The organism is Streptomyces sp. NPDC059564 (assembly GCF_042735575.1).
Classification (GTDB): domain Bacteria; phylum Actinomycetota; class Actinomycetes; order Streptomycetales; family Streptomycetaceae; genus Streptomyces.
Genome location: NZ_JBHWBP010000045.1, coordinates 1 through 13,675 on the forward strand (window position 1 = coordinate 1; position 13,675 = coordinate 13,675).

Below are 13,675 nucleotides of genomic sequence, written 5' to 3' on the forward strand. Positions count from 1 at the left end.
TGGCGTTGATTTTTGGCACGCTGTTGAGTTCTCAAGGAACGGACGCTTCCTTTGTACTCACCCTCTCGGGCTTTCCTCCGGGCTTTCGTTCTGTTCTTTCGTTTCCGACTCTATCAGACTCTTTCGTGTCCGATTTCCTCGGTGCTTTCGAGGTTCTGCGCTTTCGCGCTTTCCCTTTCCGGCGAGTCCGACTCTATCAGTGAATTTCCGTCTCCCCGACCACTCTCCGTCGCACCGAAAAGGCGCGCCAAAAGAAGGTGGGATCAAGATCTGCACTGTAAGAGGAGGAGTCCCGTCCATCCGTTGTTCGCGAGAAGTTCACGCGGCACGTCCTGGCGGGAGTCACGACAGTACAGGCCCTGCGGTGCCCAGGCAAATCGATTCACGCGTATGGTCTAGTCCACCGGTCTAGTCCACTAGTCTCCGTGCCAAAGGGCCAGCCCGGATCGGGACCAACATCGGGCGAACCCGAACAAACTGTGACTTATCCTTCTGAAGAGTACGCCGTTCGCGACAGGTAGTGACGGCGACACTAAGAAGCCCCACCCCTGGGAGGCCCCCATGACCAGCGTGACGTCCCCACTTGCCGGGCAGGCCATCGGACTCGCGGCAGTGCCCGATCCGGTGTTCTCCGGCGCGATGGTGGGACCGGGCACCGCCATTGATCCCGTGCGCGAGCCCTCGGAGGCGGTGGCCCCCGTGGACGGTGTGGTCGTCTCCCTGCACCCGCACGCGTACGTCGTAGTCGACGGTGAGGGCCACGGTGTGCTCACGCACCTCGGGATCGACACCGTCCAGCTCAACGGCGAGGGCTTCGAGCTGCTCGTGAACAAGGGCGACACCGTCACCCGCGGCCAGGCCGTCATCCGCTGGAACCCCTCCGCGGTCGAAGCCGCCGGGAAGTCGCCGATCTGCCCGGTCGTGGCGCTCGAGGCGACCCCCGACTCCCTCTCCGACGTCGTCGAGTCCGGCGATGTGAAGGCTGACGACGCTCTCTTCAGCTGGCAGTAAGCGTCCGCCTGCACAGGCGAGTCGGACATCCATCGCGGCGGCTGGGGCCGCCGCTCAATCGGAGACGGTGAAATGGAGACAACGCTGCGAGGCGTCGGCGTGAGCCACGGTGTGGCGATCGGCGAGGTTCGGCACATGGGTACGGCGGTTCTCGAACCGCCGGCGAAGCAGATCACCGCGGACGAGGCGGAGCGCGAACAGGGGCGCGCCCGTCAGGCCGTGGAAGCTGTGTCGGCCGACCTGATCGCGCGCGGCCAGCTGGCCGGTGGCGAGGCTCAGCACGTGCTCGAGGCCCAGGCGATGATCGCCACGGACCCCGAGCTGATGGCGGACGTGGACCGGCGGATCGCCGTCGGCAGCACCGCCGAGCGCGGTATCTACGACGCGTTCGCTTCCTACCGCGACCTGCTCGCGGGGGCCGGCGAGTACATGGCCGGGCGGGTGGCCGACCTGGACGACGTACGCAACCGCATCGTGGCGCGCCTGCTGGGCGTGCCGATGCCGGGCGTGCCGGACAGCGACGAGCCGTACGTGCTGATCGCGCGGGACCTGGCTCCCGCCGACACCGCGCTGCTCGACCCGGCGCTGGTGCTCGGTTTCGTGACCGAGGAGGGCGGGCCGACCAGCCACAGTGCCATCCTGGCGCGGGCGCTGGGCGTACCGGCGATCGTGGCGCTGCCGGGTGCCGGTGAGATCGCCGAGGGTACGGTCATCGCCGTCGACGGCAGCACCGGTGACCTGTTCGTCGAGCCGACGGCGCAGAAGCGGGCCGAGCTGGAGGCCGCGGCCGCCGAGCGGAAGGCGGCGCTGTCCGCTTCCTCCGGTCCGGGCGCGACCTCGGACGGTCACAAGGTGCCGCTGCTGGCGAACGTCGGCGGTCCGGCGGACGTGCCGGCGGCCGTGGAGGCCGGGGCCGAGGGTGTGGGTCTGTTCCGCACCGAGTTCCTGTTCCTGGACGACAGCAAGAAGGCTCCGTCCGAGGACAAGCAGATCGAGTCGTACCGCAAGGTGCTCGAGGCCTTCCCCGAGGGCCGTGTGGTCGTGCGCGTCCTGGACGCCGGCGCCGACAAGCCGCTGGACTTCCTGACGCCGGGCGACGAGCCGAACCCGGCGCTGGGCGTGCGCGGTCTGCGCTCGCTGCTGGACCACCCGGAGGTGCTGCGTACGCAGCTGACCGCGCTGGCCAAGGCGGCCGAGGGCCTGCCGGTGTACCTCGAGGTCATGGCCCCGATGGTGGCGGACCGGATCGACGCCAAGGCGTTCGCGGACGCCTGCCGCGAGGCGGGCCTGCGGGCGAAGTTCGGCGCGATGGTGGAGATCCCCTCCGCCGCGCTGCGGGCGCGCTCGATCCTGCAGGAGGTCGAGTTCCTGTCGCTGGGCACGAACGACCTGGCGCAGTACGCCTTCGCCGCCGACCGTCAGGTCGGTGCGGTGTCCCGGCTCCAGGACCCGTGGCAGCCGGCGCTGCTCGACCTGATCGCCATGTCGGCGGATGCCGCCAAGGCGGAGGGCAAGAGCTGTGGTGTCTGTGGTGAGGCCGCTTCGGATCCGCTGCTGGCCTGTGTGCTGACGGGTCTGGGTGTCACCTCGCTGTCGATGGGTGCCGCTTCGATTCCGTACGTGCGGGCGACGCTCGCCAAGTACACGCTCGCCCAGTGCGAGCGGGCGGCCGCCGCCGCGCGTGCCGCCGACAGCGCGGAGGAGGCCCGCGTGGCCGCCCAGGCGGTGCTGTCCGGCGAGTAGCCGTACGGTGTTCGCTTGATCGAGGGGCCTTTGCCGGTGGTGGCAGGGGCCCCTCGGTCGTGTCCGGCTCCGGTCGGGGGTCAGTGGTGGGGGCCGGGGAGGTCCACCTCGTAGCCCGGGCAGTGGTCGACGCCCGGTTCGGGTGCCACGGGTTCGCCGGTGTCGGCGTCGGTGCAGTAGGCGTCGAAGACGGCGGCGGCGGTGAGGGTGACCAGGCGGCCGCGGTCCAGGCGCCAGCCGTGGACCCGGTCGCGGAAGCCCTCGGTGGTGCTGCGCAGGACCAGTCCGCCGGCTCCGCCGAGGGCGAGGCCGGTGGCGAGGACGGTCACGAACTCCAGGGCGTCGCGGCCCCCGGTCAGGAGCGGGCTGTCGGGGGCGGTGGAAGCGTCGGGGTCGGCTGGTCCCTCGGTGTGCAGGACGGCGACGAGCTGTTCGTGCTCGGCGGGGACGCTGCAGACGAGGTGGTGGTGGCCGGGGCCGGCTCCGGCGACGAGGCGGCGCAGGAGCTCGGCGGCGCGTTCGAAGGAGGCCTGGCCGATGTCGTCGCCGCAGTCGGCGCAGGTGCCGGCGGCGGAGAGGAGCACGGTGGCGTACTCCCAGGTCGCCTGCCGGACGGAGGCGTCCACGAGGAGGGGCAGGAGTTCCTCGATGGGCTGGCCGGTGTAGGGGAGGCGGCCGGTCCGGCCGGCGAGTTCGGCGGTGAAGCGGGAGCGGGTCGGGGCGGTGTCCGGGTCCAGGCCGTGTTCCGTGCAGTAGTCGGCGTACTCCTCGGGGTCGAAGAGGGCGACGGTGGTGTGGATGCCCTGGGCCGCGAGGGAGCGCAGCAGGTCGTCGACGTGGCGGAGGTAGTCGGCGTAATCGTCGTGGTGGTCGAAGACGAAGCTGCGGTAGGTCCGCATGGCCGCGAAGTCCCCGGGGTCGGCGAGGACGCCGACGGTGCTGGGGACCTCGCGGCGCAGCTCGCGGCGACGGCGTGAGGCGGTGGTGCGGGTGTTACGGGTCGTGCGTGTGGTGTCCGGCGTGCCCTTCATGGTTCCCCCTGAGCGATGCGAAGGCTTGCTCACTCAGGGTAATCACGGGCACTGACAGTCACTTCCGGGTGCGGGCGAGCTCCACGTAGAAGGCGAGCAGGCCGGGGTCGTCCACCGAGCCCGGGTTCACGGCCTTGGCCAGGGGGGTGCCCTGGAGGAGGCGCTTGACGGGGACCTCGATGCGCTTGCCGGTCAGGGTGTGCGGGACCGCCGGGACCTCGATGACCTCGTCGGGCACGTGGCGCGGCGAGAGCTGCTCCCGGATGGTGGCGGCGATCTTCTTGCGCAGGGCCTCGTCGAGGACGGCGCCGGGGGCGAGGTGGACGAAGAGCGGCATCCAGTAGCCGCCGTCCGCCTCCTCCAGGCCGATGACCAGGGACTCCTTGATCTCCGGGAGGCGTTCGACGGCCTCGTAGATGTCGGCGGAGCCCATCCGGACGCCCTGCCGGTTGAGGGTGGAGTCGGAGCGGCCGTGGATGACGACGGAGCCGTGGTCGGTGATCGTGATCCAGTCCCCGTGGCGCCAGACTCCGGGGAACATCTCGAAGTAGCTGTCGCGGTAGCGGCTGCCGTCGGGGTCGTTCCAGAAGTGGATCGGCATGGAGGGCATGGGGTTGGTGACGACGAGTTCGCCGACCTCGCCGATGAGGGGCTTGCCGGAGGGGTCCCACGCCTGGAGGTCCGTACCGAGGGAGGCGGCCTGGAGTTCGCCGATGTGGACGGGGAGGGTGGGGACGGCGCCGGCGAAACAGCTGCACACGTCGGTGCCGCCGCTGACGGAGGCGATCCAGAGGTCCTCGGCCACCTCGTCGTGGAGCCAGCGGAAGCCGTCGGGCGGGAGCGGGGAGCCGGTGGTGGCCACGCACGTGACGGCGGAGAGGTCGAAGTCGCGGGCGGGGTGGACCTCGGCCTTGCGGCAGGCCATCACGTAGGCGGCGGAGGTGCCGTAGAGGGTGGCCCGGGTGCGCTCGGCGATCCGCCACTGGGCGGCCGTGTCCGGGTAGCCGGGGCTGCCGTCGTAGAGGACGACCGTGGTGCCCGTCAGCAGGCCGGAGACGAGGAAGTTCCACATCATCCAGCCGGTGGAGGTGTACCAGAAGAACCGGTCCTCGGGGCCGAGGTCGCAGTGCAGGCCGAGCTGCTTGAGGTGTTCGAGGAGGATGCCGCCCTGGGACTGCACGATCGCCTTGGGCGCCCCGGTGGTGCCGGAGGAGTAGAGGATCCACAGCGGGTGGTCGAAGGGGACCGGCTCGAAGACCGGCTCGGTGTCGGCGGCGGTCAGCTCCGACCAGGCGCGGGTGCCCTCGGGGGCGGGGGTGCCCAGCAGCGGGATGTGGACGACGGCGCGCAGCGAGGGGAGCTCGGCGCGCAGTTCGGCGACGGTTTCGCGGCGGTCGTGCTCCTTGCCGCCGTAGCGGTAGCCGTCGATCGTGAACAGGACGACGGGCTCGACCTGCTGGAAGCGGTCGAGGACGCTGCGGGCGCCGAAGTCGGGGGCGCAGGAGGTCCAGACGCCGCCGACGCTGGCGGTGGCGAGGAGGGCGACGACCGCTTCGGGGATGTTGGGGAGGTAGCCGCTGACGCGGTCGCCGGGGCGGACGCCGAGGGCGCGCAGTTCGGCGGCGAGGGATCCGACCTGGCGGCGCAGTTCGGCCCAGCTGACCGGGGTGGGTTCGTGGGTCTCGTCGACGTGCAGCAGGGCGGGGTCCGCGGCGCGGGCCGGGTCCTCGGCGGCGCGCAGGGCGTGCTCGGCGTAGTTGAGGGTGGAGCCGGTGAACCACTGGGCGCCGGGCATGGAGCGGTCGGCGAGGACCGACGCGTAGGGGGTGGTGAAGCGTACGTCGAACCACTCGGCGACGGCCTGCCAGAACGTGGCGAGCTCCTCGACGGACCAGCGGTGCAGGGCCGGGTAGCCGCCCTCGGCGGGGGCGCCGAAGCGCTCCGCGGCCCAGGCCTGGAACGCGGTGACCCGGGCCGCGGCGATCCGGTCGGGGCTCGGGGACCAGAGGGGTTCCGGCTGGGTGGCTGAGGTCATGGGTCGGCTCCCGGTCAAGTCTGTGGCTCGCGCTTCGTGTGCGTACGGTGCCACCGGTGCGCGGGTGTGTGCGCGGCGGCTCACAGGGACCATGCCATGTGATCGATATCTGCACCAGAGCTGTCCCGGCCGCTCGGGTGTGATCGTTTTCCGGGTGAACGGCAGCTGAACGCACCCCGCTGGCCGGGGGGCCGGTGGCAGGGTGAGCGGCATGGACGGTCGTGATCTGGTGCGTGCGGTGAAAGAACTCGGTACGGCGCGCGGGCGGCGCGCCTGGCAATCGGCCTGGCGCCACCGGCGGGCGGACGCCGAGGGGCTGCCGCGCCGGGGTGCGGAGCGGGCCCGGGTGCCGGGGCTGCTGACGGGGACCGAGGCACGGCCGGGCGGGGGCGTGCTGCGCTTCGCGCGTTCCGAACTGCTGGTACGGGTGACCGTGGGCGGCGCCGTGTTCTGGGGGTGGGACGGGGCGCGGCCGACGCCCTCGTACGCGTTGGTGGGCACCGGCCCGGAGCCGGATCCGCGGGCGGTGCTGGAGCCGGACACCGGCGGCGGCTGGCGGGTGGTGTCGGAGCGGGTGACGGTGGCGGTGTCCCGGCACGGGGCGGTGGAGGTGCGCACGCCGGGCGGGTCGGTGCTGCGGCGGGAGCTGCCGCCGCGCTGGTGGGATCCGGTGGAGGGGGCCGCGGAGGGCGGGTCGCGGTGGCTGCAGCGGGCGGAGGTGCCGGCGGACGCGCGGTTCTTCGGGCTGGGCGGGCGGGCGCGGGGGCCGCGCCTGCGGGACGGGGAGTACCGGCTGTGGAACACGGACCCGAAGGGCGGGTTCGGGCCGGGGACCGATCCGCTGTACATCACGATGCCGCTCCAGGTGGTGGTCGCGGACGCGGGGACGCACCTGGCGTTCTACGACAACACCTGGGACGGGCGGGTGGTGCTGCGCGGCGGCGAGGAGGGCGCCGGTTCGGGGCCGGACCGGCCGGGGTCGAGCGAGCTGCGCCTGGAGGGCGGTCCGCCGCGGTGCTGGGTGCTGGTGGGGACGCCGGCGCGGGTGCTGCAGGGGTGGGCGGGGCTGACGGGGCCGGCGGCGGTGCCGCCGGAGTGGGCGCTGGGCTACCAGCACGCGCGGTGGGGGTTCGGGAGCGCGGCGGAGGTGCGGCGGGTGGTGGCCGGGTACGCGGAGCGGGGGATGGCGCTGGCCTCCGTACACCTGGACATCGACCACTACGACGGGCACCGGGTGTTCACGGTGGACCGGGAGGCGTTCCCGGACCTGCCGGGGCTGGCGGCGGAGCTCGCGGAGCGGGGGGTGCGGCTGGTGTCGATCGTGGACCCGGCGGTGAAGGCGGGGGACGCGGTGCACGCCTCGGGGCTGGCGGTCGGCGAGCGGGGGGCGTTCGTACGGGACGCGCGGGGGCGGGAGGTGCGGGGGGAGGTCTGGCCGGGTGAGTGCGCGTATCCGGACTTCACGGATCCGGCGGTGCGGGAGTGGTGGGGCGGGCTGTACGCGGAGCGGCTCGGGCAGGGTTTCGCCGGGTTCTGGCACGACATGAACGAGCCGGTGTCGTTCGCGCCGTGGGGGGACGCGACGCTGCCGAGGTCGGCGCGGCACGTGCTGGAGGGGGCGGGCGGGGACCACCGGGCCGGGCACAACGTGTACGCGCTGGGGATGGCGCGGGCCGGCTGGGACGGGCTGACGCGGCTGCGGCCCGCCGAGCGGCCGTTCCTGTTCTCCCGGTCGGGGTGGGCGGGGATGCAGCGGTACGGGGGCACGTGGTCCGGTGACGTGGAGAGCAGCTGGGAGGGGCTGCGGGCGTCGCTGGCGCTGGTGCTGGGGCTCGGGCTGTGCGGGGTGCCGTACTCGGGGCCGGACGTGGGCGGCTTCGGGGGGTCGCCGTCGCCGGAGCTGTACCTGCGGTGGCTGCAGCTGGGGGCGTACCTGCCGCTGTTCCGTACGCACTCGGCGATGTGGGCCGGGCGGCGCGAGCCGTGGGAGTTCGGGCCGGAGGTGGCGGAGCGGGCCGCGGAGGTGCTGGCGGAGCGGGAGCGGCTGCGGCCGTACTTCGTGACGCTGGCGCACCTGGCGCGGCGGACCGGGGCGCCGTACGTGCGGCCGCTGTGGTGGGGTGCGCCGGAGGACCGGGTGCTGCGGGACTGCGAGGACGCGTTCCTGCTGGGGGACGCCCTGCTGGTGGCGCCGGTGCTGGAGTGCGGGGCGGACCGGCGGGCGGTGCGGCTGCCGCGGGGGCGGTGGTACGACACCGCCACGGGGGCGGCGTACGAGGGGCCCGGGCAGGTGCTGCTCGATGCCCCGCCGGGGCGGACGCCGGTGTTGGCGCGGGCGGGGGCGGTGCTGCCGGTGCGGCGCGGGGACGGGACGGTGGGGCTGGAGGCGTGGGCCCCTGCGCGGGGGCGGACGGGCGGCGGGGTGGTGATCCGGGACCCGGGGCCGGGGTTCGAGGCGGGCGAGGTCGAGCGGTACACCGTGCGGTGGGCCGGGGACACGGTGGTGGTGGAGGACGAGGCGGGCGGGGCCGTGAGCGGGGTCGGGGTACGGGGGCTGTGAGGGGGCGGTGAGGTTGCGCTATAGCGGCGCGATAGCCGGGGGCGGGACCCTGCCGGGCGGTGGCGGTGTGCCGCCGAGCCGATCCGACAGGGAGTCCGTGATGGTGTTGGCGAGCCCGGCGCGGCCGCGTGCAGCGAACCGACGCGTGCCGGGCGCGGTCCGCAGATGGGACCTGGCGCCGGGGGCGGAGGTCGTCGGGGCCTGGCAATTGCTCACGGTGTGGGCGCTGCTGCTGGTCACCCGGACGTTCCCGGGCGGGTCGCCGGTGGAGCTCGGGCTGTTGGGGGTGGCCGCGGTCGGGTCGGGGTTCCTGCACGGGCTGTTGCTGGTCAAGCCCCTCGCGGTGCTGGGCCGTTGGACGGCCCGGCTGAGCGCCTGGCCGGAGCCGGTCGCGCTGGCGGTGCTGGTGGCTCCGCTGTCGGCCCCGCCGGCGGTCCTCGTCCACTGGTGGCTCGGGACCCGGCCGGATGCCCTGCCGGGCTTCGGGGAGGTCTGGGCGTGGACGGCGGTGAGCGCGGTGCTCCCGCTGCTGGCGGGGGCGTTCCTGCGGGGCCGGCCCGTACCGGCGGGGGCGCTGTGGACGCGGGGCGCGGTCGTCTCCGCAACGGTGGTCGGGGTCGCGACGCTCGCGGCGCTGGTGCTCGGCCTGCCGGTGTAGCCCCCGCTCCCCCGGGCGGGGACCCCGGTATGCGCAGCGGCCCGCCGCCGGGCCCGGCTACGCGTAGCGGCCCGCGAACCAGGCGGCCGCCGCCCGGGTGTGGAGCGGGAAGGCCAGTTCCGCCGGGGTGCGCAGGACGTGCCAGCCCGTGGTCTCGTCGGTGGCGGCGGAGGGCGGGAGGGCGGCCGCCGGGCGGGGCGGGAGGAGGCCGAAGACGAGCAGGTGGCCCGCCGGGGAGCTGAGGACGTCGGCCAGGGAGACCTCACCGGCCCGGGCCTCGATGCCGGTCTCCTCGCGGAGTTCGCGGACCACGGCCTCCCGCCAGTCCTCGCCGAAGTCCATGAACCCGCCGGGCAGGGCGACGCCGCCGCGGGCCGGTTCGATGGTGCGGGTGATCACGGCCAGGCCGGTGCCGGAGTCCTCCTCGACGGGGAGCAGGGCGACCGCGACGGGGAGCGGGTTGCGGTAGGTGACGGCCCCGCAGGCGGCGCACGTACGGGGCCAGGAGGCGGTGTCGAACAGGGCTCCGCAGGTGGAGCAGTGCGAGTCCTTCAGCTGTGCCGGCATGCGGGGATGGTATGCCAAGGGGCATGCGGATGCTGGTGGTTGGAGCGGTACTGGCCGGGCTCGCCGGAGCGGCGGTGCCCGCGGGGCCGCAGGGCCGTCTCGCGGGGTTCGTGGCGCTGCGGGACGTGGATCCGAGCGTCGGGGAGGACATGCGGTACGCGGGCCCGCGGAACTTCACCCGTGCGGTCGTGGACGGCTACGAGGAGCCCGTGTGCCTGCTGGCCCGGCCCGCGGCCGAGGCGCTGCGGCGGGCGCAGCGGGAGCTGCTGCGCGCCGGGTACTCGCTCAAGGTGTACGACTGCTACCGGCCGCAGCGGGCGGTGGACCGGTTCGTGCGGTGGGCCGGTGAGCCGGACGATCCGGCGGCGAAGGCGGAGCACTACCCGGACGTGGACAAGTCCCGGCTGATCCCGGAGGGGTACATCGCGGCGAAGTCGGCCCACAGTCGCGGGAGTACGGTCGACGTGACCCTGACCGCGCTGCCGGCCCGGCGGGAGGCGGACATGGGGACGGCCTTCGACTTCTTCGGTCCGGCCTCGCACACGGACGCCCCGGGGACGTCCGCGGCGGCGCGGGAGAACCGGCTGCTGCTGAAGCGGGTGCTGGGGGCGCAGGGGTTCGTGAACCTGCCCGAGGAGTGGTGGCACTTCACGCTGCGGCCGGAGGCGTTCCCGGACACGGCTTTCGACGTTCCGGTGTCTGTCGCCGCCGGGCGGCCGTGAGTAGCGTGCCCGTATGACGTTCAGCTCGTACGAGGAATTCTGGCCCTACTACGTCGCCATGCACTCCCGGGCCGCGACCCGCTGGGTGCACCTCGGCGGGACGCTGACCGGTCTGGCGCTGACCGTGTACGGGGTGGCGCGCGGGCGGCGGCGCCATCTGGCCGCGCTGCCGCTGATCGGTTACGGGACGGCCTGGCCCGCGCACTTCTTCATCGAGGGGAACAACCCGGCCACCTTCGGGCATCCGGCCTGGTCGCTGCGCGGGGACGCGCGGATGATCGGGATGATGCCGGCCGGGCGGGACGCGGAGCTGGACGAGATCGCGCGGAAGTGGCTCGCCGCGAACCGGTGACCGCCGGCGCCTGCCGTGGCAGACTTCTGACGCTTCGTCAGATCACGCTGTCCGGGAGGGGTCTTGGAACGCACACGCACACCCGTCGTGCAGGGCTGGTTCACCGAGGCGGGCGCGGAGGGCGGCTTCCGCCTGCTCGGCACCCGGTGTTCCGCCTGCACCGCCGTGTTCTTCCCGCGCGAGGACGCGTACTGCCGCAATCCGCACTGTCCCGGCGGCGGTGAGCTCGCCGAGGTGCCGCTGTCCCCGCGCGGCCGCGTCTGGTCCTACACCGACGGCCGCTACCGGCCGCCCGCCCCGTACGCGTCCGATCCGGCCGCGCCCTGGGAGCCGTACACCCTGGTCGCGGTGGAGCTGGAGGCCGAGGGGATGGTCGTGCTCGGGCAGACGGTCCCCGGGGTGACGGTGGCCGAGCTGGCGGTCGGGATGGAGGTCGAGGTGGTCGGCGGGGTGCTGCACGAGGACGCCGGGACCAGCTGGCTGACCTGGCGGTTCCAGCCGGTGGGAGGCACCGCGTGAGCGGGAACGGGGTCGGCGGGGACGTCGCCGTGCTGGGAGCGGGCCTGCATCCGTGGGGGAAGTGGGGCCGCGGCTTCGTCGAGTACGGGCGGGCCGCCGCCCGGGCCGCGCTCGCGGACGCCGGGCTGGAGTGGACCGACGTCCAGTCGGTGGTCGGGGCGGACACGGTGCGCTCCGGCTACCCGGGCTACGTCGCCGGGGCCACCTTCGCGCGGGCGCTCGGCTGGCAGGGCGCGCGGGTGACCAGCGTGTACGCGGCCTGCGCGTCCGGGGCCCAGGCCATCGGGGCGGCCCGGGCGCAGATCCTGGCGGGGCTGGCGGACGTGGTGCTGGTGGTGGGCGCCGACGCCGCGCCGAAGGGGTTCTTCGCCCCGGCCGGGGGCGACCGGCCCGACGACCCGGACTGGCTGCGGTTCCGGATCCTGGGCGCCACGAACCCGGCGTACTTCGCGCTGTACGCCCGCCGCCGCATGGCCCTGTACGGGGACACCGGTGAGGACTTCGCGCAGGTCAAGGTGAAGAACTCGGCGGCCGGGGCGCTCAACCCGAACGCCCGCTACCGCAAGGCGGTGACCGCCGAGGAGGTGGCGGCGTCGGCGGTGGTGGCCGATCCGCTGCGGCTGCTGGACATCTGCGCCACCTCCGACGGGGGTGCGGCGCTGGTCCTGAGCAGCATGGAGTTCGCGCGGGCGCACGGGGCGGCGGACCCGGTACGGATCCGGGCGGTGTCGACGGTGACCCCCACGTATCCGCGTACCGTGCTGGACCTGCCGGACATCGCGACCGACTCGACGGCGGCGGCCCTGCCCGCGGCCGGCTCCTTCCGGTCCTCGATCGCCCGGGCCGCGTACGAGGAGGCGGGGCTGGGGCCGGGGGACCTGTCGCTGGCCGAGGTGTACGACCTGTCGACGGCCCTGGAACTGGAGTGGTACGAGGACATCGGGCTCTGCGGTGAGGGCGAGGGGGCCAAACTCCTGCGGGAGGGGGCCACCGCGCTCGGCGGGCGGGTGCCGGTCAACGCGAGCGGCGGGCTCGCCTCCTTCGGGGAGGCGGTGCCGGCGCAGGCCATCGCCCAGGTGTGCGAGCTGACGTGGCAGCTGCGGGGTACGGCCGGGGCGCGGCAGGTGCCGGGGGCCCGGGCCGGGATCACCGCGAACCAGGGGCTGTTCGGCCACGGCTCGGCCGTCGTGGCGGTGCGCTGAGGGCGCGGCGCGGGCCGTGAACTGGGGGTGTTGTCGGGACGCTTGACGGTCCCGGGCGGCGGGTTCACACTCGCTGCACGGTCCCGCGCCGCGACCGGGACCCCCTGACCCCCCATGAGAGCTGCGGCCCGTACCCCAGTCGGCGGGGGTACGGGCCGCCTCCATGCCGGGCGGCCGTTCAGGCTCCGGCGCTCAGGCTCCGGCGGCGGGCCCGGGCCAGCGACATGGCGTGTTCCACCACCCCGACCAGCACGTCCTTGACCGATTCCCGGTCGCGCGCGTCGCAGAGCAGGACGGGCACCTCCGGGTCGAGGTCGAGGGCCTCGCGGACGGTGACCACCGGGTGGCGGTCGGCGCCGTCGAAGCAGTTGACCGCGACGACGAAGGGGATGCCCCGCCGCTCGAAGTAGTCGATCGCGGCGAAGCAGTCGGCGAGGCGGCGGGTGTCCGCCAGCACCACCGCGCCGAGGGAGCCCTGCGCCAGCTCGTCCCACAGGAACCAGAAGCGGTCCTGGCCGGGCGTGCCGAACAGGTAGAGCACCAGGTCCTCGCGCAGGGTGATGCGGCCGAAGTCCATGGCCACGGTCGTGGTGCTCTTCCCCTCCACTCCCCCGGTGTCGTCGATGGCCGTTCCCGGTTCGGAGAGCCGTTCCTCCGTACGCAGCGGGCGGATCTCGCTCACCGCACTGACCAGGGTGGTCTTGCCCACCCCGAAACCGCCCGCGACCAGGATCTTCAGGGTCAGCGGCTCGACCGGCGACACGGCATGCATCGCGCCGGTGCGGCTAGAGCGCCCGAAGGCCATCGATCACCTCACGCAGAATGGATTCATCGGGCAGTTCGGCCGGGGGCACCGGCCTGGTCACGTGGACCAGTTCGTCGTCGACGAGGTCGCCGATCAGGACCCGGACGACGCCGATGGCGAGGTCCAGGTCGGCGGCGAGTTCCGCGACCGACTGGGGGCGTTCCCGGCACAGCCCGAGGATGTGGGCGTGCTCCGGGGACAGGGTCAGGTCCCAGACCGGATCGTCGGCCGCCGGTTCGGCGACGACGAGCGCGATCAGGTCCAGCCGGTGCTGGCCGGCGTGGCTGGTCCGGCCACGGGTCATGGCGTAGGGGCGTACGACGGGTCCCGCGTCGTCGTCGAACCAGTGCGGGTGCCCGCCCGCGGGCGGGATCCCCGCGACGCCCGCGGCGCCTGGGGTGCCTGGAACGCCTGGGGTGCCTGGGGTGTCGGCGGGATGGTCCTGGCCTGGGTCGCTCATGCCGTCCGAC

The 13,675-nt window shown here is 73.8% G+C and carries 14 protein-coding genes; 9 read left to right on the forward strand and 5 right to left on the reverse strand.

Annotation, left to right across the window (positions count from 1 at the left end; translation table 11 throughout):
* The 3 genes from ACFV0Q_RS11470 to ptsP form a co-directional block, all read left to right on the forward strand.
* A partial coding sequence (locus ACFV0Q_RS11470) for a hypothetical protein (RefSeq protein WP_385003923.1) occupies positions 1–203 on the forward strand: 203 nt, incomplete at its 5' end.
* A 358-nt stretch (positions 204–561) separates the two neighbouring features.
* On the forward strand, positions 562–1,011 hold the full coding sequence (locus tag ACFV0Q_RS11475; protein WP_385003925.1) for a PTS glucose transporter subunit IIA: 450 nt from the start codon (positions 562–564) through the stop codon (positions 1,009–1,011).
* A 72-nt stretch (positions 1,012–1,083) separates the two neighbouring features.
* Positions 1,084–2,754, forward strand: coding sequence for a phosphoenolpyruvate--protein phosphotransferase (ptsP, locus tag ACFV0Q_RS11480; protein ID WP_385003927.1), 1,671 nt, complete (start codon positions 1,084–1,086; stop codon positions 2,752–2,754).
* Positions 2,755–2,834: 80 nt separating this feature from the next.
* Here ptsP and ACFV0Q_RS11485 read toward each other — a convergent pair whose 3' ends face one another.
* Both ACFV0Q_RS11485 and ACFV0Q_RS11490 read right to left on the reverse strand, forming a co-directional pair.
* Positions 2,835–3,785 carry a hypothetical protein gene (locus tag ACFV0Q_RS11485; RefSeq protein ID WP_385003929.1) on the reverse strand — a complete coding sequence of 317 codons (951 nt, stop codon included), beginning with the start codon at positions 3,783–3,785 and terminating at the stop codon, positions 2,835–2,837.
* 58 nt (positions 3,786–3,843) lie between these two features.
* A complete protein-coding gene (locus ACFV0Q_RS11490) occupies positions 3,844–5,820 on the reverse strand; it encodes an acetoacetate--CoA ligase (RefSeq protein ID WP_385003931.1) in 1,977 nt (658 codons plus the stop codon).
* A 211-nt stretch (positions 5,821–6,031) separates the two neighbouring features.
* Between ACFV0Q_RS11490 and ACFV0Q_RS11495 the strand changes: the two genes are divergently transcribed.
* On the forward strand, positions 6,032–8,380 hold the full coding sequence (locus ACFV0Q_RS11495) for a glycoside hydrolase family 31 protein (protein ID WP_385003933.1): 2,349 nt from the start codon (positions 6,032–6,034) through the stop codon (positions 8,378–8,380).
* A 100-nt stretch (positions 8,381–8,480) separates the two neighbouring features.
* Complete coding sequence (locus ACFV0Q_RS11500; RefSeq protein ID WP_385003935.1) at positions 8,481–9,038, forward strand: hypothetical protein; 558 nt, start codon at positions 8,481–8,483, stop codon at positions 9,036–9,038.
* A gap of 57 nt (positions 9,039–9,095) precedes the next feature.
* Here ACFV0Q_RS11500 and ACFV0Q_RS11505 read toward each other — a convergent pair whose 3' ends face one another.
* Positions 9,096–9,605 carry an NUDIX domain-containing protein gene (locus tag ACFV0Q_RS11505; protein WP_385003937.1) on the reverse strand — a complete coding sequence of 170 codons (510 nt, stop codon included), beginning with the start codon at positions 9,603–9,605 and terminating at the stop codon, positions 9,096–9,098.
* A 29-nt stretch (positions 9,606–9,634) separates the two neighbouring features.
* Between ACFV0Q_RS11505 and ACFV0Q_RS11510 the strand changes: the two genes are divergently transcribed.
* The 4 genes from ACFV0Q_RS11510 (at position 9,635) to ACFV0Q_RS11525 (ending at position 12,400) form a co-directional block, all read left to right on the forward strand.
* The gene (locus ACFV0Q_RS11510; RefSeq protein ID WP_385003939.1) at positions 9,635–10,327 is read left to right on the forward strand and encodes a M15 family metallopeptidase; all 693 of its coding nucleotides are present in this window, start codon (positions 9,635–9,637) and stop codon (positions 10,325–10,327) included.
* A 13-nt stretch (positions 10,328–10,340) separates the two neighbouring features.
* Positions 10,341–10,679 carry an Mpo1-like protein gene (locus ACFV0Q_RS11515; RefSeq protein ID WP_385003941.1) on the forward strand — a complete coding sequence of 113 codons (339 nt, stop codon included), beginning with the start codon at positions 10,341–10,343 and terminating at the stop codon, positions 10,677–10,679.
* A 63-nt stretch (positions 10,680–10,742) separates the two neighbouring features.
* Positions 10,743–11,198 (forward strand): Zn-ribbon domain-containing OB-fold protein, encoded by a 456-nt coding sequence (locus tag ACFV0Q_RS11520; RefSeq protein WP_385003943.1) that lies wholly within the window; start codon positions 10,743–10,745, stop codon positions 11,196–11,198.
* Positions 11,195–12,400 (forward strand): lipid-transfer protein, encoded by a 1,206-nt coding sequence (locus ACFV0Q_RS11525; protein WP_385003945.1) that lies wholly within the window; start codon positions 11,195–11,197, stop codon positions 12,398–12,400. The genes ACFV0Q_RS11520 and ACFV0Q_RS11525 overlap by 4 nt, the downstream gene beginning before the upstream one ends.
* A gap of 178 nt (positions 12,401–12,578) precedes the next feature.
* On the opposite strand, the gene ACFV0Q_RS11530 is transcribed toward ACFV0Q_RS11525, so the two are convergent.
* Positions 12,579–13,205 (reverse strand): ATP/GTP-binding protein, encoded by a 627-nt coding sequence (locus ACFV0Q_RS11530; RefSeq protein ID WP_385003947.1) that lies wholly within the window; start codon positions 13,203–13,205, stop codon positions 12,579–12,581.
* A complete protein-coding gene (locus ACFV0Q_RS11535) occupies positions 13,186–13,665 on the reverse strand; it encodes a DUF742 domain-containing protein (RefSeq protein WP_385003949.1) in 480 nt (159 codons plus the stop codon). The genes ACFV0Q_RS11530 and ACFV0Q_RS11535 overlap by 20 nt, the downstream gene beginning before the upstream one ends.
* Positions 13,666–13,675: the final 10 nt, after the last annotated feature.